The sequence below is a fragment of the Caulobacter sp. GW821-FHT11E11 genome, assembly GCF_058808315.1.
Map to the genome: position 1 here is coordinate 583,815 of NZ_JBXARO010000001.1, position 22,157 is coordinate 605,971.

The 22,157-nt window shown below is 67.8% G+C and carries 22 protein-coding genes; 9 read left to right on the forward strand and 13 right to left on the reverse strand.

The features are described 5' to 3' along the window. The first annotated feature begins 105 nt into the window (after positions 1-105). The 4 genes from AC1RR5_RS02970 to AC1RR5_RS02985 all read left to right on the forward strand — a co-directional run bounded on the left by AC1RR5_RS02970 (position 106) and on the right by AC1RR5_RS02985 (position 5,346). A complete protein-coding gene (locus AC1RR5_RS02970; RefSeq protein WP_492919601.1) occupies positions 106-1,284 on the forward strand; it encodes an OmpA family protein in 1,179 nt (392 codons plus the stop codon). Between the two features lie 519 nt (positions 1,285-1,803). Further along, positions 1,804-3,684: a ribonucleoside-diphosphate reductase subunit alpha gene (locus AC1RR5_RS02975; RefSeq protein WP_492919801.1), complete on the forward strand. Its 1,881-nt coding sequence runs from the start codon at positions 1,804-1,806 to the stop codon at positions 3,682-3,684. A 225-nt stretch (positions 3,685-3,909) separates the two neighbouring features. Further along, a complete protein-coding gene (locus AC1RR5_RS02980; protein WP_492919602.1) occupies positions 3,910-4,905 on the forward strand; it encodes a lipid A-modifier LpxR family protein in 996 nt (331 codons plus the stop codon). Positions 4,906-5,004: 99 nt separating this feature from the next. Continuing rightward, complete coding sequence (locus AC1RR5_RS02985; protein ID WP_492919603.1) at positions 5,005-5,346, forward strand: hypothetical protein; 342 nt, start codon at positions 5,005-5,007, stop codon at positions 5,344-5,346. Here the strand turns inward: AC1RR5_RS02985 and AC1RR5_RS02990 are convergent. The 6 genes from AC1RR5_RS02990 to AC1RR5_RS03015 all read right to left on the reverse strand — a co-directional run bounded on the left by AC1RR5_RS02990 (position 5,343) and on the right by AC1RR5_RS03015 (position 9,515). Further along, the gene (locus AC1RR5_RS02990) at positions 5,343-5,537 is read right to left on the reverse strand and encodes a hypothetical protein (RefSeq protein ID WP_492919604.1); all 195 of its coding nucleotides are present in this window, start codon (positions 5,535-5,537) and stop codon (positions 5,343-5,345) included. The two genes, AC1RR5_RS02985 and AC1RR5_RS02990, sit on opposite strands and share 4 nt — an antisense overlap. A 109-nt stretch (positions 5,538-5,646) precedes the next feature. Beyond that, a complete protein-coding gene (locus tag AC1RR5_RS02995; RefSeq protein ID WP_492919605.1) occupies positions 5,647-6,303 on the reverse strand; it encodes a DUF2799 domain-containing protein in 657 nt (218 codons plus the stop codon). A gap of 101 nt (positions 6,304-6,404) precedes the next feature. Continuing rightward, entirely contained in the window at positions 6,405-6,587 is a 183-nt protein-coding gene (locus AC1RR5_RS03000) for a hypothetical protein (protein WP_492919606.1), read from the reverse strand. Positions 6,588-6,657: 70 nt separating this feature from the next. Next, positions 6,658-7,926, reverse strand: a complete 1,269-nt coding sequence (locus AC1RR5_RS03005) for a patatin-like phospholipase family protein (RefSeq protein WP_492919607.1) — start codon at positions 7,924-7,926, stop codon at positions 6,658-6,660. Positions 7,927-7,935: 9 nt separating this feature from the next. Further along, positions 7,936-8,628, reverse strand: a complete 693-nt coding sequence (gene trhA / locus AC1RR5_RS03010; RefSeq protein WP_492919608.1) for a PAQR family membrane homeostasis protein TrhA — start codon at positions 8,626-8,628, stop codon at positions 7,936-7,938. A 116-nt stretch (positions 8,629-8,744) separates the two neighbouring features. Next, positions 8,745-9,515 carry a sulfite exporter TauE/SafE family protein gene (locus tag AC1RR5_RS03015; protein ID WP_492919609.1) on the reverse strand — a complete coding sequence of 257 codons (771 nt, stop codon included), beginning with the start codon at positions 9,513-9,515 and terminating at the stop codon, positions 8,745-8,747. Between the two features lie 139 nt (positions 9,516-9,654). Here AC1RR5_RS03015 and AC1RR5_RS03020 point away from each other — a divergent pair, with 139 nt between their 5' ends. Beyond that, complete coding sequence (locus tag AC1RR5_RS03020; RefSeq protein ID WP_492919610.1) at positions 9,655-10,671, forward strand: cupin-like domain-containing protein; 1,017 nt, start codon at positions 9,655-9,657, stop codon at positions 10,669-10,671. Here AC1RR5_RS03020 and AC1RR5_RS03025 read toward each other — a convergent pair. Both AC1RR5_RS03025 and AC1RR5_RS03030 read right to left on the reverse strand, forming a co-directional pair. After that, positions 10,668-11,681, reverse strand: coding sequence for an aldo/keto reductase (locus AC1RR5_RS03025; protein ID WP_492919611.1), 1,014 nt, complete (start codon positions 11,679-11,681; stop codon positions 10,668-10,670). The genes AC1RR5_RS03020 and AC1RR5_RS03025 overlap by 4 nt on opposite strands. 11 nt (positions 11,682-11,692) lie before the next feature. Continuing rightward, positions 11,693-12,886, reverse strand: coding sequence for an MFS transporter (locus AC1RR5_RS03030; RefSeq protein ID WP_492919612.1), 1,194 nt, complete (start codon positions 12,884-12,886; stop codon positions 11,693-11,695). Positions 12,887-12,954: 68 nt separating this feature from the next. Between AC1RR5_RS03030 and AC1RR5_RS03035 the strand changes: the two genes are divergently transcribed. Next, positions 12,955-13,881, forward strand: coding sequence for a LysR family transcriptional regulator (locus tag AC1RR5_RS03035; RefSeq protein ID WP_492919613.1), 927 nt, complete (start codon positions 12,955-12,957; stop codon positions 13,879-13,881). Between the two features lie 18 nt (positions 13,882-13,899). Here the strand turns inward: AC1RR5_RS03035 and AC1RR5_RS03040 are convergent, their stop codons facing one another. From AC1RR5_RS03040 to AC1RR5_RS03050, 3 genes are all read right to left on the reverse strand, one after another. Further along, positions 13,900-14,946, reverse strand: coding sequence for an aspartate-semialdehyde dehydrogenase (locus AC1RR5_RS03040; RefSeq protein WP_492919614.1), 1,047 nt, complete (start codon positions 14,944-14,946; stop codon positions 13,900-13,902). 285 nt (positions 14,947-15,231) lie between these two features. Beyond that, positions 15,232-15,564 (reverse strand): hypothetical protein, encoded by a 333-nt coding sequence (locus AC1RR5_RS03045; RefSeq protein ID WP_492919615.1) that lies wholly within the window; start codon positions 15,562-15,564, stop codon positions 15,232-15,234. A 112-nt stretch (positions 15,565-15,676) separates the two neighbouring features. Further along, positions 15,677-16,345: a glutathione S-transferase family protein gene (locus AC1RR5_RS03050; protein ID WP_492919616.1), complete on the reverse strand. Its 669-nt coding sequence runs from the start codon at positions 16,343-16,345 to the stop codon at positions 15,677-15,679. Positions 16,346-16,487: 142 nt separating this feature from the next. On the opposite strand from AC1RR5_RS03050, the gene AC1RR5_RS03055 reads away from it, so the two are divergent. Beyond that, complete coding sequence (locus AC1RR5_RS03055; protein ID WP_492919617.1) at positions 16,488-17,525, forward strand: ribonucleotide-diphosphate reductase subunit beta; 1,038 nt, start codon at positions 16,488-16,490, stop codon at positions 17,523-17,525. A 131-nt stretch (positions 17,526-17,656) separates the two neighbouring features. Further along, positions 17,657-18,529 (forward strand): 2-dehydropantoate 2-reductase, encoded by an 873-nt coding sequence (locus tag AC1RR5_RS03060; protein WP_492919618.1) that lies wholly within the window; start codon positions 17,657-17,659, stop codon positions 18,527-18,529. A gap of 22 nt (positions 18,530-18,551) precedes the next feature. Here the strand turns inward: AC1RR5_RS03060 and AC1RR5_RS03065 are convergent, their stop codons facing one another. Together AC1RR5_RS03065 and AC1RR5_RS03070 are read right to left on the reverse strand one after the other, a co-directional pair. After that, complete coding sequence (locus tag AC1RR5_RS03065) at positions 18,552-18,977, reverse strand: DUF6491 family protein (RefSeq protein ID WP_492919619.1); 426 nt, start codon at positions 18,975-18,977, stop codon at positions 18,552-18,554. A 150-nt stretch (positions 18,978-19,127) separates the two neighbouring features. Next, positions 19,128-20,387, reverse strand: a complete 1,260-nt coding sequence (locus AC1RR5_RS03070) for a dicarboxylate/amino acid:cation symporter (RefSeq protein WP_492919620.1) — start codon at positions 20,385-20,387, stop codon at positions 19,128-19,130. 309 nt (positions 20,388-20,696) lie between these two features. Between AC1RR5_RS03070 and AC1RR5_RS03075 the strand changes: the two genes are divergently transcribed. After that, positions 20,697-22,151 carry an AMP nucleosidase gene (locus AC1RR5_RS03075; RefSeq protein WP_492919621.1) on the forward strand — a complete coding sequence of 485 codons (1,455 nt, stop codon included), beginning with the start codon at positions 20,697-20,699 and terminating at the stop codon, positions 22,149-22,151. The last annotated feature ends 6 nt before the right edge of the window (positions 22,152-22,157 follow it).

The window sequence follows — 22,157 nt, forward strand, 5'->3', positions numbered from 1 at the left end:
CCTGACGAGTGTGTCTTTGCTGACACTTTCCCGTGGCGTTCGCCTTGGTATAACAGTGCTCGGTCGGTCTCCGGCCTGGGCAGGGCAATAGAGGGCTCTTCAATTATGAAACTCAACCTCCTGGCAGGAGCTGCTCTGGCCGCGGTGTTCGCCGCGTCGGGCGTTTCGGCCCAAGAGACCGGCTGGTACGGCGCGGTCGACCTTGGCTATCACTGGCCCCAGAGCGTGAAGACCGAGTCGGATCAAAACGCTCCGGACGGCGCTCACTATCACTGGGCCTGGAAGTCCGAGAAGGACTGGACCGGCTTCGTTCGCCTCGGCTACCAGTTCAACCCGAACTGGCGCGCTGAAGTCGAGGGCGGCTATCGCCCCGGCGACTTGAAGAGCGTCCACGGCCCGGCCCAGCGTCTGCCGGTCGGCCTCTGCACCCCGGGCGTCACCCGCACCGCCGCCGCTCCGACCTGCGGCTCGCCGGACGGCTCGATCGAATCCTGGACCCTGATGGCGAACGTCATTTATGACTTCGCTCCGGGCTCGTGGCTGAACCCGTTCGTGGGCGCTGGCGTCGGCATCAACCGCCTGGACGTCAAGACCCTGGGTCAATTCAGCAGCGTTCCGGGCGCCATCACGGCGACCAACCCGGCCATCCAGAACCTGACCGTTGACGACGACGATCTCGCCATCGCTTGGCAAGCTCTGGCCGGCGTCTCGATCAAGGCGACGGACAAGCTGAACGTCGACTTCACCTACCGCTACATCACGGGCGGCGAGCACACCTGGCAGTCGCTGGGTTCGAACTCGCTGCAGCCGGGCGCGTTCGAAGGCCAGTACAAGGACCAGTCGGTGACCGTGGGTCTCCGCTACTCGTTCGCGTCGCCGCCGCCTCCGCCGCCCCCGCCGCCGCCGCCGCCTCCCCCGCCGCCGCCGCCTCCGCCGCCGCCGCAGTATGAGGCCCGCGAGTTCATCGTGTACTTCCCGTTCGACCAATCGGTCCTGACGCCGGAAGCCCAATCGGTGGTCTCGGAAGCTGCGAAGTACTCGAACGACGGTCACGCGACCAAGATCGTGGTCGTCGGTCACACCGACACCTCGGGCTCGCCGAAGTACAACGCCAAGCTCTCGGAACGTCGCGCTCGCGCCGTCGCCGACGCCCTGGCGTCGCAAGGCGTCCCGACGACGGCCCTGGCCGTCGACTGGAAGGGTGAAAGCGCTCCGGCCGTCGCCACTGGCGATGGTGTCAAGGAACCGCTGAACCGCCGTTCGACGATCTCGATCAACTTCTAAGATCGAATCGACTGAAGACTTGGGAGGGCCCGGCGGCGACGCCGGGCCCTTTCTCTATGTCGCGACCCCAAGTTCGAACGCGGGGGTCCGAATCTTCGCATCCGGACCCTCGGCGACGCTTGGCGGCCGGGTCCGTTGACCCCACATTGGAGCGGAAGGCCCGGTTTCCGGGGCTTTGGCCGTGGTCGCCCAGCAGGCGACCTGGCGGGCGCTATCCACCGCCGACCACTATCCCTTGTGGTCGTCCTGTTAACGAACGGCGTTGTCCGGGGGCGGATGTCTCGAGGCCACTTGCGGCGTCCTGTCGCGGCTGAAAAAAGTTCGCCCAGGCAACCCCTTGTCCCACCTACGCAAGTTCAGGCCGTTCACAGGTTGTTAACGAAAAACTCGGGGTGGAGCCGTTGACGAGTCATTCACCAGTATGGCCCCATATGTGGGTTGAGGGGGCTCCTCAGCCACAAGATATAGCGGCTGGACGGGGCGTTTCTCTCTCCGGAACACGCTGATTGAGCAATGGATTTGGTCATGAACGGCAGTGAAGCGGCGAAGACGAGCGTCCGAAACGAGGCCCGACTGGCGGCCATCAAGCCCGCCAAGCGCCCGCAGCTGGCGCTGGTGCAGAAGGTCGAGGTCGATCGCTCGCGCGACGCCCTGCTGACCGACTTCGGCAAGACCACCCTGGAAGATCGTTATCTCCTGCCGGGCGAGTCCTATCAGGACATGTTCGCCCGCGTGTCGACGGCCTTCGCCGACGACGCCGAGCACGCCCAGCGCGTCTACGACTACATGAGCCGCCTGTGGTTCATGCCGGCGACCCCGGTGCTGTCGAACGGCGGCGCGGATCGCGGCCTGCCGATCAGCTGCTTCCTCAATGCCGTCAACGACAGCCTGGACGGCATCCTGGGCGTCTGGAACGAGAACGTCTGGCTGGCGGCCAACGGCGGCGGCATCGGCACCTACTGGGGCGGCGTCCGCTCCATCGGTGAGAAGGTCAAGGGCCAGGGCCAGACCTCGGGTATCATTCCCTTCATTCGCGTGATGGATTCGCTGACCCTGGCGATTTCGCAGGGCTCGCTGCGTCGCGGCTCGGCCGCCGTCTATCTCGACATCCACCACCCGGAAATCGAGGAGTTCCTCGAGATCCGCAAGCCGTCGGGCGACTTCAACCGCAAGTCCCTGAACCTGCACCACGGCCTGTCGATCACCGACGAGTTCATGCACGCGGTGCGTGACGGCGCGAAGTTCGGCCTGCGCTCGCCCAAGACCAACGAGGTCCTGCGCGAAGTCGACGCCCGCGCCCTGTGGCAGAAGGTTCTGGAGCTGCGCCTGCAGACCGGCGAGCCCTATCTGATCTTCTCCGACACGGTGAACCGCGCCATGCCCTCGTTCCAGCGCGAGCTGGGCCTGAAGGTGCGCCAGTCGAACCTGTGCAGCGAGATCATGCTGCACACCGGCACCGACCACCTGGGCCAGGAGCGCACCGCCGTCTGCTGCCTGTCGTCGGTCAACGCCGAGACCTATCTGGAGTGGCGCGACCACCCGACGTTCATCGAGGACGTCATGCGCTTCCTCGACAACGTCCTGCAGGACTTTATCGACCGCGCCCCGGATGCGGCCTCGACCGCCGCCTACGCCGCCATGCGCGAGCGTTCGGTGGGTCTGGGCCTGATGGGCTTCCACAGCTTCCTGCAGAGCCAGAACGTGCCGTTCGAGAGCGCCCTGGCCAAGAGCTGGAACATGCGGATGTTCAAGCACCTGCGCCGCGAGGCCGACAAGGCCTCGATCGCGCTGGGTGAAGAGAAGGGCCCGTGCCCGGACGCCGCCGATCGCGGCTCGGTCGAGCGCTTCTCGCACAAGCTGGCCATCGCCCCGACCGCCTCGATCTCGATCATCTGCGGCGGCACGTCGGCGGGCATCGAGCCGATCCCGGCCAACATCTACACCCACAAGACCCTGTCGGGCTCGTTCGCGGTGAAGAACCCTTATCTGGAGAGCCTGCTCGCCGAGAAGGGCCAGAACACCGACGCGGTGTGGGGTTCGATCCTGGAGCACGAGGGCTCGGTCCAGCACCTGGACTTCCTGAGCCAGGACGAGAAGGACGTCTACAAGACCGCCTTCGAACTGGACCAGCGCTGGGTGGTCGAGCTGGCCGCCGACCGCACGCCGGAAATCTGCCAGAGCCAGTCGGTGAACATCTTCCTGCCCGGCGACGTCGACAAGTGGGACCTGCACATGCTGCACTGGCAGGCCTGGGAGCGCGGCGTGAAGTCGCTGTACTACCTGCGCTCCAAGTCGGTTCAGCGCGCGGCCTATGCCGGCGCCGGCGAGAAGGCCGAAGTGATCGGCGGCTTCGATACGCCGGAAAAGACCGACTACGACGAGTGCCTGGCCTGCCAATAGGCTGGGCGACACGACGACATTGATGACGGCGGCGCGAGCGATCGCGCCGCCGTTTTCGTTTGTGCCCATTGGGGCGCCAGCGATCGCGCCTCCAATTCTCCTTTGTGTCCGAAATCGGGCGGAACCTCGGAGGTTTATGGCGGGTTCACCATGTGCGCATTCGTCACGATGGACACATCCCACGAAGCGCGTAGGCTGAACCTGTGTTGGATTGGGGAATCCGCGATGCGGAGCGCTGGGGAGCGTAGCGTGTTTTGTCTCGTGGCCATGCTTATGGCCATGGTCTCCGCTCATGCGGGGACGGCCTGCGCGGCCACCAAGACCGCCAAGCTCAAGCCGTCAGATAAGGCCGCTTCGGCCTCCGACAAGCCCACCACACCGATTTCCTTCCAGGTGAAACCCGAAAGCCTGCGCCCGCTGGATCCCGGCAGCGCGACCGGCTTCATGGCCCGCCAGATCGACGCCCCCGAGGCCGAGCTCGAAGGGGGCTTTGCCCTCTCGCCGGCCGCCAGCATCGCCGGCGACGCCCGCATCCTCGACGCCGACCGCTACTATGACGGCGCGGGTCCGGTGACCTGGCGCTCGAACGCCTTCACCCGCCAGGCCCAGGCCGGCGGCCCGATCGACAGTGTGCGCGTCTCGATGGCCGGTGTGGCCAAGACCGCCGCCGTCGCGCCCCTGACCCTCGTTCGCCCTGACAGCGACGCCTACGACGTCCAGGACGTCGACGTGACCCTCACGCGCGGCTGGCCGGCGGCGGTGTCGCTGCAGGGCCGCAGGTTCGCCCTCGACGTCACCCCGCACGCCGGCATCGGCTATGGCGGAGCCGGCGGCTCGGCCGAGGCCGGCGCCACCGTGCGCCTGGGCAAGAAGAAGAACATGGGCGACCGGGTGAACCAGGCCCTGGGCGTGCGTGAAGGCGGCGAGGCCTATGGCGACCGCGGGCGCTGGTACATCTTCGCCGCCGCCAGCGGCCGGGCCGTGGGCCTCAACATGCTGCGCGGCCAGAACGGCGACTGGAGCCGTGGCGGCCTGACCCAGGACGTCACCAGCAAGCTGATCGGCGACAGCCAGGCGGGCGTGGCTTGGCGACGTGGCCCCATGCAGGCCTCGCTGGGCTACATCCACCGCGAGATCAAGGCCAAGGAAGGCATCATGGGCCTGGCCACGCAAAAGGACGACGTGGTGGCCCTGTCGTTCAGCCTGAAACCGCACTGGTAAAAGGCTTTCGCCCTATAAAGCTTGTGTTTCCGGCCGCTTTCATGCAGCAAGCCCGGGTCCTATTCTCAAGCCCCCCATTCCCTTAAGATTAGCGAGACCATGAGCGAGAGCGAGCCCCCGCGCCGCAAGACCCTGAGCCTCAAGAGCGCGGTCGCCGCGCCTGGCGGTCCGCCGCCGCTCGAACGCATGGTCAAGCCGTCGGCCCGCACCACGGTCTTCACGCCGTCCGCGCAACCGGTCGCGCCGCCGCCTCCGGCGCCCGTGGTCGGCGACTGGAAGTGCAAGCCGTGCGGCACGCGCTTCGACCCGCCGACCGACATCCCCGACGAGGAGTCGGTGCGCTGCCCGTCGTGCAACGCCCGCCTGGGCCTGGCGTCGGATTTCCGCAGCGACCCGCCGAACGTGGCCAAGCTGCGCGCGCGCTGGCTGAAGAAGGCCTAGCTCGCCACCGCCTGATGCGGGCGGAAGTTCAGCGGATCAAAGCCTTCGATCCAGCCCTTCAGGAACAGTCCCTCGGACTGGTGCGCCTCGAACGCCTCGACCTCATAGACCTGGCCGGCGAAGACGCCCAGGTGCGGCAGGTCGATCCCGGTGCGGATCAGCAGATCGCCTTGGCGAAAGTCGGTGTTCATGAATGGGCTCCCTCTCCGGGCGCGATACTGCCGCGCGTGTCGCCGGCGACAACACACGAAAATTTCAGGACCGGCTCTGGAACCTTTCGGATGTTGGAGCGTGCGGCGCCTAGAGCCAGCGTCCGTAGTGCGGTGACAGCTGCGCCTTCAGGTCGTCGACCTCGCGCTCGGCGTCGCGGATCGCGGCCTCGGCCCGGCGGCCGTCCTCGATGGCCTCGCGGCGTTCGCGGCGCAGCCGCTGCAGGCGGTCGCGCAGCTCGCGGGTCTGCTCGTCGGTGAGCTTGGGATTGCGCAGCTCGTCCTCGACACCGTCGGCCTGACGCGCGCGCTTGTCGGCCCGGTTATCGGCCGAGCTGAGGTCGGACCTGGCCGACTCCAGCCGCTGGGTGGCCCGATAGACCCGCTCGCCATCGGCATAGCCGCCCAGGAACGCGCTCTCGGCCGGTATGGGGCAGACATTGGAATAGACACCGCCGTCGCGCCCGACGGCGAAACCGCTCATCTCGGTGCAGTAGCGAACCAGGCCCTCGGTGCGACCCTGCGCATAGAGCGAGGCGTCGGGCGTGACGCCGCTCTTGGCGCAGGCCTTGGCGTGGTTTTCGATGCGGCTCATCGGATAGCCGCTGGCCCCGTCGCCATAGCCGACCCCGCGCCAGTCGCCCTGCAGACACTGCTCCTGGCTCATGGTCGCGCAGCTGGCGACGACGATCGCGGCGACCGTGACGCCCGCCGCGACGACCAGGCTCCGTATCGGCAAACGACGCATCTGGCGGCTCCCCAAGGCTGTGCTTGGGCGAGCTTAGAGCTTGGCCGTGTGAACCGTGGCTGAACGATGTTTGGGACGTCGGCTTTCGACCCTTGCCAGACCTAAGCGAGCGCCTGCGCCACTATCGCCACGCCGCACAGGACGCCTAGTGCAACCAAGAACACAGGCGCGAAGGGATGCGACACATTGATCGTCCACCCCATCATGGGGATGCGCTTCGGCACGATAAACCGGGAGTCGTTGCGGCCGTGGTAGAGCCCGAAGCCGTCATACCAACCGTCCATCTCGACATCTCCCAACGGCGGAAGTTTGCCAGAACAAACGTCGAATTTCCACCCAAGAGCGACCTCGCCCCTAAGGCTCCAGCGGCGCCTCGATGCCGACCGGGCCGGGTTCGTCGCGGATGATGACGCCGGCGCCGGCTGAGATCGGAGGCGCTTGCTTGCGGAACAGGCCGCGCCACAGGCTTTGCTCCTCGACGGCGTTGGTCCAGACCCCGCCGTCCAGCGCCAGCTGGTGACCGGCGTCGTAGATGCCGCGCATCAGGTCGGTCTCGAACTTCAGGAGGTTGAAGCCCTCGAAGCTGTTGGGGATCGAGGCCACGCTGAGCGGCAGGTTGTGGCGCGAGCAGAAGCCGGCGGCCAGACTCAGCGCCTGGCGGTAAGAGAACCGCAGCATGGTGTCGAAGCTGCGGCTCATGATCGAGGCCACACCCGGCGGCGTTGACTGGGTCGAGGGATCCAACACCGTATTGACGATCACGTGCACCCGGCCGCGCCGGAAGCGGGGGCCGAGGTTGCGCCAGTGCAGCAGGGCGTCGGGCATCAGGAACAGCGGCGCGGCGACCCCGCCGTCGACATGCATCTCCTGATAGACGTGACCATCGACCTCGACCTCGATCAGCTTGGGCGGGAAGATGCCCGGCACCGAGGACGAGGCGACCAGCAGGTTGCGGAACAGCTTCAGGGCGTTGTCGCCGCCGTGGGTGGCGATCTCGCCCATGTCCCAGACCACGGCCCGCTGGCTGTCCAGGTTGGTGGTGGCGATCAGCAGACGCCGGCCCTTGGCATGCTCGACGGCGACGGCCTCGACCATCTCCTGGTCGACGAAGGTCTCGACCAGGGCGTCCAGGCTCTCGCCCTTGAAGATGCTGGGGCCCAGCGCCGGGGCCAGGCGGCGCAGGCTGAGCAGCTCGGTGGCGTGGCCGCCGACATAGGCGTCGGTCAGGCGCTCGTCCCAGGCCGCGCCCAGGAAGGCCAGCGGGGCGATCAGGGCCCCGGTGCTGACCCCGGTGACGATGGCGAAGTCGGGACGGCGGCCGCTCTTGGACAGGCCCGTCAGCACGCCCGCGCCATAGGCGCCGCCGGCCGCGCCGCCCGACAGGGCCAGGATGTTGAACTCGTCGCGGCCGATCAGCGAACGCAGCGGCGCCAGGCGGTCGGCGGCGCTCTTGAGGGCGTCATCGGCCTGGTCGACCGAGAGGCGCACGCCCGGAAAGCCGGCGGCCTCGACATGGCGGTCGGACGGCGGGGCGGGCAGGCGCTTGCCCCGCAGCGGATCGGCGGCCTTCCAATCCTTGAAGAAGCCCTGGAGGCTGATCTTGCCGTTCGGGTCTTTGTCCAAGGCGGTCCTCTAGTGCGTGCTGGCCAGCACCACGCCCACCAGGACGGCCGCATAGTGCAGGCCGGCGCCGCCGATCACGTGGCCGTGCCAGATGGCGCGGCGGAACTTCAGGCGACGCATCAGGTAGAAGATGGTTCCGGTGGAATAGACCAGGCCGCCGATGGCCAGCAGCAGCAGGGCCACCCAGGACAGGCCTTCGATCATCGGCTTGATGGCCACGAGGACCAGCCAGCCCAGGGCCAGGTACAGGCCGACCCAGAAACGCTTGTCCAGGCCAGGCAGGAACAGCTTGGCCGCCACGCCGACGACGGCGACGGTCCAGACCGCCGAGGTCATGCCGATGGCCCACCAGCCATGCAGGTTCTGGGTGGTGAAGGGCGTGTACGAGGCGGCGATCATCACGAAGATGCCGGCATGGTCGAAGCGGCGCAGCAGCGGCCGCCAGCGGGCCTTGGCGAAGTTGTAGGCGGTAGACAGCGACAGCATCAGGATCAGGCCCACGGTGTAGACGCTGACCGCGGCGACCTGCTTGAGATCGCCCATGCCGAAGGCCAGGCCCAGCAGGATGCCGCCGCCCAGGAGGGCGAAGGCCAGGCCGGCCAGGTGCACCATCAGGTCGGCGCACTTGGCGGCCGGCGTGGGATAGTGCGTCGTAACGGGAGCCGTCGTGACGGCCATGTCGGTGTTGGTGCTCGCAGTCATAGCCCGCCCATTCGTATGGCAACTACGTCCGAACCCTAGGACGGTTCCGTGACATATAAGCGTTGATCATCGTGGCGGGGAAAGGGCTTCGGCGACACGATCGGCCAGAAAAGCGTTCAAAAAAACAGGCCGCGCGCGCCATCGAAGGCCAGCTTGCCGCCGACGGCGACCAGCAGGACGTAGATGACCTTGTAGAAGCCCTCGGCGGGCACGCGGCGCACCAGCCAGACGCCGGCCCAGGTGGAGGCGATGGCCAGGGGCAGCAGCACCCCGGCGGTGGCCAGCACCTTGGGGGTGAACTGGCCCAGGGCGACATAGGCCGGGACCTTCATCCAGTTCACGACGGCGAAGAAGATGGCGCTGGTGCCGATGAAGGTGTCGCGCGCCAGGCGGCGGGGCAGGACGTAGATCTGGAAGGGCGGGCCGCCGGCGTGGGCGATCTGGCTGGTGAAGCCGGCCGCCGCGCCGCACAGGGCGCCCAGCCACGGCCTTGCGGGCCCGGCCTCTACCTGGGCGGCGGCCTTGACCGCGCGCTCGGCCCACAGGCGCTGCAGGGCGAACACCACCGAGATCGCGCCCACGGCCAGCTCGACGGCGGCCTCCTTGACGAAGGCGGCCAGCGCCCAGCCCAGGAAGATGCCGACGGCTGCGGCCGGCAGCATCAGGATCAGCAGGCCCTTGTCCCAGCTCTTCCGGAACGCCCAGACGCTGACCACGTCCTGGACCAGCAGGATCGGCAGGGTGATCGAGGCGGCCATGACCGGCGACACCGCCAGGGCCATCAGCGGCACGGCCACCACCCCGATGCCGGCGAACCCGCCCTTGGCCAGGCCCAACAGGATCACGGCGGGGATCGCCACCGCATAGAAGAACGGATCGGTCAGCATGCGCGCTGCTTAGCAGTTTCCGGGACGTTGGCGAGGCGGATCGGCGGTTCTTTGCGCGACTGCAACGTTCGGTAACGCCTTCACCGATTTCTGACCCTAGCGTGCCGCTGCTCACCCTGTCGAAAAGTCGCGTCCCCTGATGTCTCCGCCCGGTCGGCCGTCCGAAATCTTCGAGGTCGACGCCGAGACCTTCGCCCGCGACCTGACGCCCCTCTATCAGCCCACGGTGCTGCGCGGGATCGCCCGCGACTGGCCGGCGGTGCAGGCCGCGCGGACCTCGCCCCAGGCCCTGGCCGACTATCTCAAGCGCTTCGACAAGGGCGCCGTGGTCGAGGCCATGCTGGGCGCGCCGGCGATCGGCGGGCGGTTCTTCTATGACGACAGCGGTCGGGGCATGAACTTCGACCGCCGCTCGGCCCCGCTGGGCAAGGCGCTGGACGAGCTGCTGCGGCTGGCCGACCATCCCGAGCCACCGGCCATCTATGTAGGCTCGACCCCGATCGGGCCGGTGCTGCCGGGCTTCGAGCGGGACAACGCGCTCGATCTGCTGGACGACAAGATCCAGCCGCGCCTGTGGCTGGGCAACGCCTCGATCATCCAGACCCACCACGACATGTCCGACAACATCGCCGTGGTGGTGGGCGGCCGGCGACGCTTCACGCTGTTTCCGCCCGACCAGGTCGGCAACCTCTATATCGGTCCGCTGGACTTCACGCCCGCCGGGCGGCCGGTCAGCATGGTCGCGCTGGACAACCCGGACCTGGAGCGCTTCCCCAAGTTCGCCGAGGCGCTGGAGGCCGCCCTGGTCGCCGACCTCGAGCCTGGCGACGCGATCTACATCCCGACCCTGTGGTGGCACCACGTCCAGGCCACCGGGCCGCTGAACATGCTGGTCAACTACTGGTGGGAGCCGGCGGACATGCCGGGCGGCCAACCGTTCGACGCCTTCGTCCACGCCCTGCGCAACGTGCGCCGGCTGCCCGCCAAGCGGCGCAACGCCTGGCGGGCCTTCTTCGAGCACTATGTCTTCCACGCCAATGGCGACCCCGCCGAGCACATCCCGCAAGGTCGCCGTGGCGTGCTCGAGGACAAGCCCGACGCCCGCCGCGAGGCCGAGATGACCGCCTTCCTGCGTAAGGTGCTGGGGCGAGACTAAACCAGCGGCGGATTGAGCGTCTTGAAGCCGCCCTCGCGCCAGTACGGGTAGTAGGGATAGGCCGGCGTCACGGCGCTGGCCGCGTCCAGGCGCGCGACTTGCTCGGGAGTCAGGTTCCAGCCGACCGCGCCCAGGTTCTGACGCAGCTGCTCTTCCGTGCGGGCGCCGATGATCACGCTGGACACCGTGGGGCGCTGCAGCAGCCAGTTGATGGCCACCTGCGGCACGGTCTTCTCGGTCTCGGCGGCGATGGCGTCCAGGGCGTCGACCACGCGGTAGAGGCGCTCGTCGTCGACCGGCGGACCGGCGTCGGCGGTGTCGTGCAGGCGGCTGGTTTCCGGCAGCGGCTGGCCGCGGCGGATCTTGCCGGTCAGGCGTCCCCAGCCCAGCGGGCTCCAGACCATGGCCCCGACGCCCTGGTCGGCGGCCAGCGGCATCAGCTCCCACTCGTAGTCGCGGCCGACCAGCGAGTAGTAGGCCTGGTGGGCGACATAGCGCGGCCGGCCGTCACGATCGGCGGCGGCCAGGGATTTCATCAGCTCCCAGCCGGAGAAGTTGGAGGCGCCGACGTACAGGACCTTCCCCGTCCGGACCAGGTCGTCCAGCGCCGACAGCGTCTCCTCGACCGGCGTCGTGCCGTCGAAGGCGTGCAGCTGCAGCAGGTCGATGCGGTCGGTCTTCAGGCGCTTCAGCGCGGCCTCGACGCCCGGGATGAGGGCCTTGCGCGAAGCGCCGCCGTTGAGGCCCAGCTTGGTCGAGATCAGCGCCTGGTCGCGGCGGCCGTCCAGGGCGGCGCCCAGGATCTCCTCGGACGCGCCGTTCGAATAGACGTCGGCGCTGTCGAACAGGGTCATGCCGGCGTCGAGCGCGATGTCGACGATGCGGCGGGCGCCGGCGACGTCGGTATCGCCCCAGGCCGAGAACAGCGGGCCCTGGCCGCCGAACGTGCCGGCGCCAAACGACAAGGCGGGGACCTTCAGGCCTGAACGGCCCAGCGTGCGATATTCCATCGGAGTTTCTCCTAAGCCAGCGCCGGCGTGCGGCGCTCGAGGGACAGGCTGAAGAAGGCCAGGGCCAGCGCCGACAGCGGCACGGCGGCGGCGATCAGGGGCACGGCCGACAGGCCCGGGCCGTGGGCGATCACCGTCCCGCCCAGCCAGGCGCCGAAGGCGTTGCCGAGGTTGAAGGCGGCGATGTTCAGGCTCGACGCCAGGCCCTGACCGGCGCCGCCGGCTTGCGAGAGGACCCGCATCTGCAGCGGCGCGACGGTGGCGAAGGCGGCCGCGCCCAGCAGGAAGGCGGCGATCACCGCGCCGACCTGGCTATGGAAGGCCAGGGCCGAGCCGCCCATCACGACGGTCAGCGCGATCAGGGTGCCGACCAGGGCCGCGTTCAGCCCCTTGTCGGCCCAGCGACCGCCGACCAGGTTGCCGGCCACCAGGCCCGCGCCGAACACCAGCAGGATCGGCGACACGGCCTCCTTCGAGAACCCGGCCAGCTCCATCAGGATCGGCTGGATGTAGGTGAAGACCGCGAACACGCCGCCGAAACCGAGGACGGTCATGGCCAGGCCCAGCTGCACCTGCGGACGGGCCAGGACGGCGAACTCCTCGCGCAGCGGCGCGGGTTCGACCTTCTCCTGGACGCTGGGCACCACGGCGGCCAGCACGATCAGCGCCACGGCGCCGACGCCGGCCACGGCCCAGAAGGCCATCCGCCAGCCGAAGGCCAGGCCCAGCCACGCGCCGAACGGCACGCCCAGCAGGGTGGCGATGGTCAGGCCGGTGAACATGATGGCGATGGCCGAGGCCTTGCGCTCGGGCGGGACCAGCGAGACGGCGACCAGCGAGCCGACGCCGAAGAAGGTCCCGTGCGCCAGGGCGGTCACCAGGCGCGCGCCCATCAGGATCCCGTAGGTCGGGGCGATGGCGGCCAGGATGTTGCCCAGGGTGAAGATCGCCATCAGCACCAGCAGGGTGGTCTTACGGGGCAGGCGGCGGGTGGCCAGGGTCAGGACGGGCGCGCCGACGAAGACGCCCAGGGCGTAGCCGGTGATCAGCAGGCCGGCGGTTGGGATCGAGACGCCGAGATCGGCGGAGACCTGCACCAGCAGGCCCATGATGATGAATTCGGTGACGCCGATGCCGAAGGCGCCGACGGTCAGGGCATAGAGGGCGAGGGGCATGGCGGCCGGCTCCGGTTTGGTGCGGACCATCAGATGGCGCCTTTCTGTTCGATGAATTAGATTGCGGTCAGGAACTTCACTTGTGACTTGAGGGCATGATGGCGCGCTCGGACATCAACCGGTCGGGCGAGATGGAAGTCTTCGCCCGCGTCGTCGAAGAGGGCGGCTTCACCGCCGCCGCCAAGGCGATGGCGATGACTCCTTCGGCGGTCAGCAAGCTCGTGGCGCGGCTGGAGGCGCGGCTGGGCTCGCGCCTGGTGATGCGCTCGACGCGCAAGCTGCAGCTAACGGCCGAGGGCCTGATCTTCCACGAGCGCTCTCTGCGGGTGCTGGCCGATCTGGACGAGGCCGAGCGTTCGGTCGCCGCCTGCGCCGTGCCGCGCGGCCGGCTGCGGATCAATTCCAACGTGCCGTTCGGTCTGCATCACCTGCTGCCCCTGGTCCCGAAGTTCGTGGCCCTGAACCCGCAGGTGCAAGTCGACGTCACCTTGACCGACCAGGTGATCGATCTCTTGGACGAACGCGCTGAATTGGCGATCCGGGTGGGGCCGATGCGGCCTTCGCAACTTGTGGCCAGGAAGCTGGGCGACAGCCGCACAGTCCTGGTCGCCTCGCCCGACTATCTGGCGCGACGAGGGACGCCGAAGCATCCGGATGAGTTGGCCGACCACGACCTGATCACCTTCAACTTCTCGCGCCAGTCCGATGAATGGCCGTTCGTGATCGGTGGCGAGCGGGTCAGCTACCCCGCCCAAGGCAGCGCTCTGGTCGGCGACGGCGAGAGCGCCACGCACCTGGCCCTGGCCGGGCAGGGGATCACCAAGCTGGGCATCTTCCACATCATCGACCACATCCGGGCCGGCCGGCTGGTCCCGGTGTTGGACGAGTTCAATTCCGGCGAGCTGGAGACGGTCAGCGCCGTCTATGTCGGGCATGCGGGCCCGCTACCGGCGCGGGTGCGGGCGTTCATCGACTTCCTGGCGGCGGAGGTCGATGTGCACTGGCCGATGGGGCGAGCGGTCTAGCCGCTCGCCCCTTGAGCCTTAGGCGTCCAGCATCACTTCGGCGATCTGCACCGCGTTCAGCGCCGCGCCCTTGCGCAGGTTGTCGCCGACCACGAACAGGGCCAGGCCGTGCGCGACGGTCGGGTCCGGACGGATGCGGCCGACGAACACCGGGTCCTGGCCGGTGGCGGCCAGCGGGTTCGGCACGGCCTCGACCACCACGCCCGGCGCGGCGCCCAGCAGCTCGGTTGCTTCAGCCACTGACAGCGGACGCTCGAACTCGGCGTTGATCGATAGCGAGTGGCCGGTGAAGACCGGCACGCGCACGCAGGTGCCGCTGACAGGCAGGCCGGGGATCTCGAGGATCTTGCGGCTCTCGTCGCGCAGCTTTAGCTCTTCTTCGGTGTAGCCGTCCTCGCCCAGCACGTAGTTCAGCGGCACGACGTTGTAGGCCAGCGGCACGGCCCACTTGCGCGGCTCGGGCAGCGGCGCGGCGTTCGGCGAGGCGGCCAGGCCGTCCAGGTCACCCTCGGCGCCGGCCCGCAGCTGCTCGGACAGCACCTGGATGCCCTCGACCCCGCCGCCCGACGCGGCCTGATAGGTGCTGACGGTCAGGCGCTTCAGGCCCGCCTTCTCGTGCAGGGGCTTGAGCACCGGCATGGCGGCCATGGTGGTGCAGTTGGGGTTGGCGACGATGCCCTTGGGGATGTTGTTCAGCGCGTGCGGATTGACCTCGGCCACCACCAGCGGCACGTCCGGGTCCGAGCGCCAGGCCGAGCTGTTGTCGATCACCACGGCCCCGGCCGCGGCGGCCTTGGGCGCCAGCACGCGCGAGGTGTCGCCGCCGGCCGAGAAGAACACGATGTCCAGGCCGGCGAAGTCGGCGGTCGAGGCGTCCTCGACGACCACTTCGGCGCCCTTGAAGTCGACCTTGGTGCCGGCCGAGCGGGCCGAAGCGAACAGGCGAAGCTGGGCCAGCGGGAAGTCCCGCTCGGCCAGCAGCTCACGCATCATGCCGCCGACCAGGCCGGTGGCGCCGACGACGCCGACGCGCGGCGGATTGGATCGGGAAAACTTGAAGCTCATAGCGGTGCGTACTCCTGGTGTTTAGGAGCGCGGGGAGCTGTTAGATCTCGTGAAGGAGAGCCGCCCCGCGCCATTCGGCGGGGCTGGTTCGAGGATGCCGCTTAGATCGCGCGCATACCCGCCGCCCCACCGAAGCGGGTCGTTTTGCGGGTAATAATTGGGGTCGCGGCGAATTGCATCGAGGGTGCTTCTAGCGGCGAAGCTGGGCTGCGTAAAGGGTGGGCCGGGGAAGAATGATGCGGCGAGGCGGCGCAGGGCTCGCTCCGGCGCAATAAAACACCCGCCTCAGGTCGTCGGCCGTCCCCGCATCAGCCACCACGCGCCGGTCAGAACCTGAGCCAGGATCATCGCCAGGAAGCAAGGGACGACGAACAGGGCCGGGAAGATCAGGAAGCCGCAAAAGCCGGCGATCACGGCCATCGGGCCTTCGGCCAGGTCAGGCGGCAGGGTGTTGCTCCAGGCCATTGAACCGACCCAGGCCAGGGCGCAGTAGCCGCCCAGCAGGACCACGACGCCGACGGTTTTGCCCACGGCGTACTCGCCGGACTTGAACTCGGCATAGACGGGACGCAGCATGCACAGGGTCACGATGACCAGGATCGTCAGCATGAATTCCATGGGACCCTCCCGAGCAGATGCGCGAGCATAACCCAGGGTTGGTTTGCGAAGCTTTAGCGCTGTGCGTCCTTCGAGGCGCGCTCAGGAGCGCGCCTCGAAGGACGCACAGCGCCTAGGCCTGCTGCCCCAGCCGCTCCCAGCCTTCGAAGAACGGGAACCGCTTCGGCCAGAATTCCGCCAGCCTCGGATCGGCGTCTACCCGGCGCACCACCTCCGCCATCCTCGGCGCCGCCTCGTAGAATCGCACCCGGCGCGGCCCCCAGCGGCTCACCACCGTGACGTAGAGGTCCAGCACCGTCAGCTCGTCGCCCAGCAGGTACCGCCCCGGCGTCAGCTGGCTCTCCATCATCGCCCAGCAGTCGAGGATCCGCTCGGCCGTCGCGGCCTTGATCCGCGCGCCGACCTCGGGATCCGGTCCGCCCAGGCGTGACGGGTCATCCCGCACCCAGAACAGCGAATAGATCGAGGCCGGGATGAAGGTCATCCAGCGCAGGAACTGGGCGCGGCGCGGGTCGTCGATCGTCGGGCCGAGCTTCGCCTCGGGGTAGCGGTCGGCCAGCCAGATCAGGATCGCGGCGCTCTCGGTGATGGTCTCGCCGTCGGGCGTGACCAGGGCCGGAATCTGCTTCAGCGGGTTGACCGTGGCGACCTTGGCCTGCTCGGCTTCGCCTTCCCAGGTGGGGGCCTCGACGATCTCGTAGGGCAGGCCGATCAAGGACATAGCGGCCTCGACGGGCACGCCGCCCGAGCCCAGGGCGCTGAAAATCCGATAGGTCGACATGGTCAAGCTCTCCGACTTATCCACACGCCGCTCACAACATCTTGTGTGGCTGCGACATCAGAACCACTAGATGAACGGGAGGGCTTTGGTAGGGTAAGAGCACCATATCGCTCCTCCACGATTCTCGCGCCCAGGGTTCGCCATGTCCGCTTCCTCGCTCATCCTGCCCGGCCTCCTGACCCCTTCCGGCGCCTACAAGCCGTTCCGCTATCCGTGGGCCTACGACTTCTGGAAGAAGCAGCAGCAGGTCCACTGGATGCCGGAAGAGGTGCCGCTGGGCGAGGACCTCAAGGACTGGGCCGTCAAGCTGAACGACAAGGAACGGAACCTGCTGACGCAGATCTTCCGCTTCTTCACGCAGTCGGACATCGAGGTCGCCGACAACTACATGGAGCGCTACGGCCGGGTGTTCAAACCGACCGAAGTGAAGATGATGCTGTCGTCGTTCGCCAATATGGAGACCATCCATATCGCGGCCTACGCGCTGCTGCTTGAGACCATCGGCATGCCGGAAAGCGAGTTCGGCGCGTTCATGGAATACCAGGCCATGCGCGACAAGCACGACTTCATGCAGAAGTTCGGCGTCGAGACCAATGCCGACATCGCCCGCACCCTGGCCATGTTCGGCGGCTTCACCGAAGGCCTGCAGCTGTTCGCCTCGTTCGCGATGCTGATGAACTTCCCGCGCTTCAACAAGATGAAGGGCATGGGCCAGATCGTCTCGTGGTCGATCCGCGACGAGAGCCTGCACTGCGAAGGCATCATCAAGCTGTACCACGCGTTCAACGCCGAGACGCAGTGCGTCACGCCGGCCGTGGCCGCCGACATCGTCGACTGCTGCAAGACCGTGGTCGGCATGGAAGACAACTTCATCGACCTGGCCTTCGAGGCCGGCGAGATCCAGGGCATGACGCCCGACGACATCAAGCAGTACATCCGCTTCATCGCCGACTGGCGCCTGCGCCAGCTGCACCTGCCGGAAGTGTACGGCGTGAAGGAAAACCCGCTGCCCTGGCTGCAGTCGCTGCTGTCGGGCGTCGAGCACGCCAACTTCTTCGAAGCCCGGGCGACCGAGTATTCGAAGGCCGCGACCAAGGGCCAATGGCACGGCGCCGAGGGCGTGTGGGGCAGCTTCGACGAGATGATGAAGAAGCGCTCGGACCTGACGCCGGCGGAATAAGCCTTTTACGAGGGGCGTGGTGAGGGGCGGGGCCGTGAGGTCCCGCCCTTCGTCGTTCTGGGCGTATGGAAGTTCGTGACCCCGTCGTGATCGCGACCTATCAGGAGGTTTGCGTCGAACGGAGCTTCAGCATGACCAGCATCGCGGTGATCGGCCCGGGGGCCGTGGGCGGCACGGTGGCGGCGTGGCTGGCGCAGAATCCAGCGCATGCGGTGACGGTCTGTGTGCGCACGCCGTTCGAGAGCCTGGCGGTCGAGACGCCCGAGGGGCCGATCACGGCCAGTCCGCGCGTGGCGACCTCGCCGGAGGGGCTCGCGCCCGTCGACTGGGTGCTGGTCGCGACCAAGACCTACGACACCGACAGCACGATGGCGTGGCTCTCAGCGCTGGTCGGTCCGCAGACCCGCGTGGCGATCCTGCGCAACGGCGTCGAGCACACAGCTCCGTTCGCCGGCAAGGTCGCGGCCGAGAACCTGGTCCCGGCGGTGGTCGACATCCCGGCCGAGCGCTCGGCGCCGGGGCGGGTGCTGCAGCGGCGCAATGGCTGGATCAAGGTCCCGGCGGGCGCGGCCGGCGAGGGCTTCGCGGCCCTGTTCGCCCATACGCCGATCCAGCTCGACGCAGTCGACGACTTCGTCACCGAGGCCTGGAAGAAGCTGGCGCTGAACTGCGCCGGGGCGGTCAATGCGCTGGTCCTGAAGACGGCTGTCGTCGCCCATGACGAGGGCGCCGCTGCGGTGATGCGGAGCCTGGTGCGCGAGTGCGTGTTGGTGGGCCGGGCCGAGGGCGCGGATCTGTCCGACGACCTGCCGGACGCGGTGATCGCCGGCTATCGCGGCCAGGCGGCGGACTCGATGAACTCGCTGCACGCCGATCGCGCCGCCGGCCGGCCGATGGAGCTGGACGCCCGCAACGGCGTCATCGTGCGCAAGGGCGCGGCGCACGGCATCGAGACGCCCGCCAACGCCATGATCGTGGCTTTGCTGAACGCGGCCGCCTCCTGACGGAGACGGCCGTTGGTCAGGCCTAGGGCCGGTCCTTCTTGGGGATCGCCTGGATCTGTTCCGGCGTCAGCTTGGTGATGGACTTGGCGCGGATCGGGATGGAGAAGCCCGTGCCGTCCGACACCCGCAAATCCAGGTCCAGCGGGTTGCAGATGCTGTCGGTGCCGCGCACCACCGAGACCAGGTGGTTGCCCGGCCAGGTCAGCTGGTTGGAGCCGTACGACAGGTCGACGCGATAGACCTCGCGGTTGCGGACCTTCAGATACAGGGTGTTCTTGTCCGGGGCGCTCCAGCCGCGCCAGTCGGACAGGTAGAAGCACTGGCGGGCGGGCTTGGTCGCCTTGGTCGGGGCGTCGCCTTGAGCCGCCGAAGCGGCCGTCGCGCCCAGGCCGGCGGCGATAGCCAGCCCGATCAGCGCGGCGCGCGTGACGTGGGTGAGCTTGCTCATGGCGTGGTCGTCCTAAAAGGTCCCTCGGATCAAGAGATTGGGCCTCCGAGGGGCGAAGTCAAGTTTTTACTGTACATTTGAAACTGTACACGAAAAAGCCCGCCTCCGAGGGGGAGGCGGGCTCTCGTCAAAGCCTTGCGGCTAAAGGGTTTAGGCCTTGGCCGGCTCGGCCTCGTCGGGGACGATGTCGTCCAGCTCGCCCTCCCACTTGGCGACCACGGCGGCGGCGACGCTGTTGCCGACGACGTTGGTGGCGCTGCGGCCCATGTCCAGCAGGTGGTCGACGCCCAGGACCAGGGCGATCCAGGCGTCGGGCATGCCGAAGTGGGTGAGGGTGGCCATGATCACCACCAGCGAGGCGCGCGGGATGCCGGCGATGCCCTTGGAGGTCACCATCAGCAGGGCCAGCATGAAGATCTGCTGCTGGATCGACAGGTGCACGCCGTGCGCCTGCAGGATGAACATGGTGGCGAACGTGCAGTACAGCATCGAGCCGTCGAGATTGAACGAGTAGCCCAGCGGCAGCACGAACGAGACGATGCGGCGGCGCACGCCGATCTTGGGCAGGCCGTCCAGGATGCGCGGATAGGCGGCTTCCGACGAAGCGGTCGAGAAGGCCAGCAGGGCCGGGTCGCGGATCACGCCGAACAGCGGGAAGACGCGCTTGCCGATCACCAGGAAGGCGGCGACGAACAGCAGCGCCCACAGCACGCCCATGGTGGCGTAGAAGCCCAGCACGAACTTGCCGTAGACCACCAGCATCGAGATGCCTTGGGTGGCGATCGACGAGGCCAGGGCGCAGAAGATCGCCAGCGGGGCCAGCTTCATCACGAAGCCGGTGACCTTCAGCATGATCTGGGCGCCCTGCTCGGCCAGCTCCATGATGTGCGGAGCCTTGTTGTCCAGCGAGGCCACGGCCGTGCCGACGAACAGGCTGAACACCACGATCTGCAGGATCTCGTTCTTGGCCAGGGCGTCGAAGATCGAGGTCGGCACCAGGTGGGTGATGAAGGTCTGAAGGGTGAAGCCTTCGGTCGAGGCCGCCGGCGGCGCGACCGTCGAGGCCGCGTCGTGCAGCACCAGGCCTGCGCCGGGCTGCAGCAGGTGGACCATCAGCAGGCCCAGCAGCAGCGACACGGCCGAGGCGCTGATGAACCAGCCCATGGTCTTGACGCCGATCCGGCCGACCGAGGCGGCGTCTTCCATGTGGGCGATGCCGGCGATCAGCGTGGTCAGGACCAGCGGCGCGATGATCATCTTGATCAGGCGCAGGAAGAGGTCGGTGCCCAGCTTGAACCACTTGGAGGCCTCGGCGGCCTGCGTCGGGTCCAGGTACTGGTTGCAGGCCCAGCCGGTGACGACGCCCAGGACCATGGCCCCGACGATCATGAAGGCGAAGCGTTTGTTCATTCAGTCCCCCTGGCGCCTCTACTGGGCGTCGACGGCGTGTGTTCTGGTTCCGGAAGGAACGACGCACGAGAACGCCCGCGCCGCCATTCGCTCCTTCCTTGAGCATTTCAGCCCTTGTGGCCGACCGACGCGGGTTCGTCCATGCCCTTGAGGTGGTCAAACCTGGCTTCCGCCGCGCACAGCCGAAGATACGGGCTCATCCTGTAGACGGATGCCCGCGCGGCTTCCTCATCTTGGCTAAGTAATAAATCATTCTCACGGGCGGGCTCGCCGTCTCGCCAATGTCGCGAAACATCGCTATAAGGACCCATGTCAAACCAAGAAAAAGCAATCGCCGTCGTTGAACGGCTGAATGACGAATACGAACGCGCCGTCCACGCCCTGCGGACCGCCCTGCGCGCCTATCTCGAAAACGGAACCCGGCCCGACCCGCAAGCGCGGTTCGACGGTACGTTCGCCTATCCCGAGCTGCGCCTGACCTACGATCCCGAGGCCCTGCCGCCCAAGCTGGCCCGTTCGTACGCCCGCGTCAGCCGCCCCGGCGTCTATTCGACGACCGTGACCAAGCCGGCCCAGTTCAAGGACTATCTGGTCGAGCAGCTGACCCTGCTGATGGACGACTTCGAGGTCGAGATCGAGGTCGACAGCTCGCGCCAGGAGATCCCGTACCCCTACGTGCTGGACGCCACCATCGACCTGAACCAGGCCGACGTGCGCAGCGAGGATATCGCCCGTTTCTTCCCGACCACGGACCTGGCCTTCATCGGCGACGAGATCGCCGACGGCGTCTGGGATCCGGCGCTGGAGGACACCCGCCCGCTGTCGCTGTTCGACGGCCTGCGCACCGACTTCTCGCTGGCGCGCCTGAAGCACTACACCGGCACGCCGGCCGAGGACGTGCAGCAGTTCATCCTGTTCACGAACTACAACCGCTATGTCGACGAGTTCGTGCGCTGGAGCATCGAGCAGCTGCAAAAGCCCGACAGCCCCTATACGGCCCTGTCCTGCGCGGGCGGCCTGACCATCACCGCCAACACGGCCAATCCGGAGCTGGCGGTGGCGGAGTCGACCTGGCGCAAGCACCAGATGCCGGCCTACCACCTGATGGCGCCGGGCGGCTCGGGCGTGACCCTGCTGAACATCGGCGTCGGCCCGTCCAACGCCAAGACGATCTGCGACCACCTGGCCGTGCTGCGGCCCCAGGCCTGGCTGATGATCGGCCACTGCGGCGGCCTGCGCGACACCCAGACCATCGGCGACTACGTCCTGGCCCACGCCTATCTGCGTGACGACCACGTGCTGGACGCCGTGCTGCCGCCGGAGATCCCGGTGCCGTCGATCGCCGAGGTCCAGCGCGCCCTCTACGACGCCGCCAAGGCGATCAGCGGCGACAGCGGCGACCAGCTGAAGAAGCGCCTGCGCACCGGCACCGTCGTCACCACCGACGACCGCAACTGGGAACTGCGCCACAGCCTCTCGGCCCTGCGCTTCAACCAGAGCCGGGCCGTGGCCATCGACATGGAGTCGGCGACCATCTCGGCCCAAGGCTATCGCTTCCGGGTGCCGTACGGGACACTGCTGTGCGTGTCGGACAAGCCGCTGCACGGCGAGATCAAGCTGCCCGGCCAGGCGAATGCGTTCTACGAGCGGGCGATCAGCCAGCACCTGCAGATCGGCATCATGGCCTGCAAGCTGCTGCACGCCGAAGGCCCGAACCTGCACTCGCGCAAGCTCCGGGCGTTCGACGAGCCGCCGTTCCGGTAAGCCGGC

What these genes read in the sequence shown, in the direction of transcription:
- AC1RR5_RS03025 (WP_492919611.1), bottom strand. Translation starts at nt 11,681, where the DNA reads ATGGAATATCGCACGCTGGGCCGTTCAGGCCTGAAGGTCCCCGCCTTG.
- AC1RR5_RS03035 (WP_492919613.1), top strand. Translation starts at nt 12,955, where the DNA reads ATGGCGCGCTCGGACATCAACCGGTCGGGCGAGATGGAAGTCTTCGCC.
- AC1RR5_RS03075 (WP_492919621.1), top strand. Translation starts at nt 20,697, where the DNA reads ATGTCAAACCAAGAAAAAGCAATCGCCGTCGTTGAACGGCTGAATGAC.
- AC1RR5_RS02985 (WP_492919603.1), top strand. Translation starts at nt 5,005, where the DNA reads ATGAGCGAGAGCGAGCCCCCGCGCCGCAAGACCCTGAGCCTCAAGAGC.
- AC1RR5_RS03050 (WP_492919616.1), bottom strand. Translation starts at nt 16,345, where the DNA reads ATGTCGACCTATCGGATTTTCAGCGCCCTGGGCTCGGGCGGCGTGCCC.
- trhA (WP_492919608.1), bottom strand. Translation starts at nt 8,628, where the DNA reads ATGACTGCGAGCACCAACACCGACATGGCCGTCACGACGGCTCCCGTT.
- AC1RR5_RS02980 (WP_492919602.1), top strand. Translation starts at nt 3,910, where the DNA reads ATGCGGAGCGCTGGGGAGCGTAGCGTGTTTTGTCTCGTGGCCATGCTT.
- AC1RR5_RS03065 (WP_492919619.1), bottom strand. Translation starts at nt 18,977, where the DNA reads ATGAGCAAGCTCACCCACGTCACGCGCGCCGCGCTGATCGGGCTGGCT.
- AC1RR5_RS03020 (WP_492919610.1), top strand. Translation starts at nt 9,655, where the DNA reads ATGTCTCCGCCCGGTCGGCCGTCCGAAATCTTCGAGGTCGACGCCGAG.
- AC1RR5_RS03000 (WP_492919606.1), bottom strand. Translation starts at nt 6,587, where the DNA reads ATGGACGGTTGGTATGACGGCTTCGGGCTCTACCACGGCCGCAACGAC.
- AC1RR5_RS02995 (WP_492919605.1), bottom strand. Translation starts at nt 6,303, where the DNA reads ATGCGTCGTTTGCCGATACGGAGCCTGGTCGTCGCGGCGGGCGTCACG.
- AC1RR5_RS03055 (WP_492919617.1), top strand. Translation starts at nt 16,488, where the DNA reads ATGTCCGCTTCCTCGCTCATCCTGCCCGGCCTCCTGACCCCTTCCGGC.
- AC1RR5_RS02990 (WP_492919604.1), bottom strand. Translation starts at nt 5,537, where the DNA reads ATGAACACCGACTTTCGCCAAGGCGATCTGCTGATCCGCACCGGGATC.
- AC1RR5_RS03015 (WP_492919609.1), bottom strand. Translation starts at nt 9,515, where the DNA reads ATGCTGACCGATCCGTTCTTCTATGCGGTGGCGATCCCCGCCGTGATC.
- AC1RR5_RS02970 (WP_492919601.1), top strand. Translation starts at nt 106, where the DNA reads ATGAAACTCAACCTCCTGGCAGGAGCTGCTCTGGCCGCGGTGTTCGCC.
- AC1RR5_RS03060 (WP_492919618.1), top strand. Translation starts at nt 17,657, where the DNA reads ATGACCAGCATCGCGGTGATCGGCCCGGGGGCCGTGGGCGGCACGGTG.
- AC1RR5_RS03070 (WP_492919620.1), bottom strand. Translation starts at nt 20,387, where the DNA reads ATGAACAAACGCTTCGCCTTCATGATCGTCGGGGCCATGGTCCTGGGC.
- AC1RR5_RS03030 (WP_492919612.1), bottom strand. Translation starts at nt 12,886, where the DNA reads ATGGTCCGCACCAAACCGGAGCCGGCCGCCATGCCCCTCGCCCTCTAT.
- AC1RR5_RS03045 (WP_492919615.1), bottom strand. Translation starts at nt 15,564, where the DNA reads ATGGAATTCATGCTGACGATCCTGGTCATCGTGACCCTGTGCATGCTG.
- AC1RR5_RS03040 (WP_492919614.1), bottom strand. Translation starts at nt 14,946, where the DNA reads ATGAGCTTCAAGTTTTCCCGATCCAATCCGCCGCGCGTCGGCGTCGTC.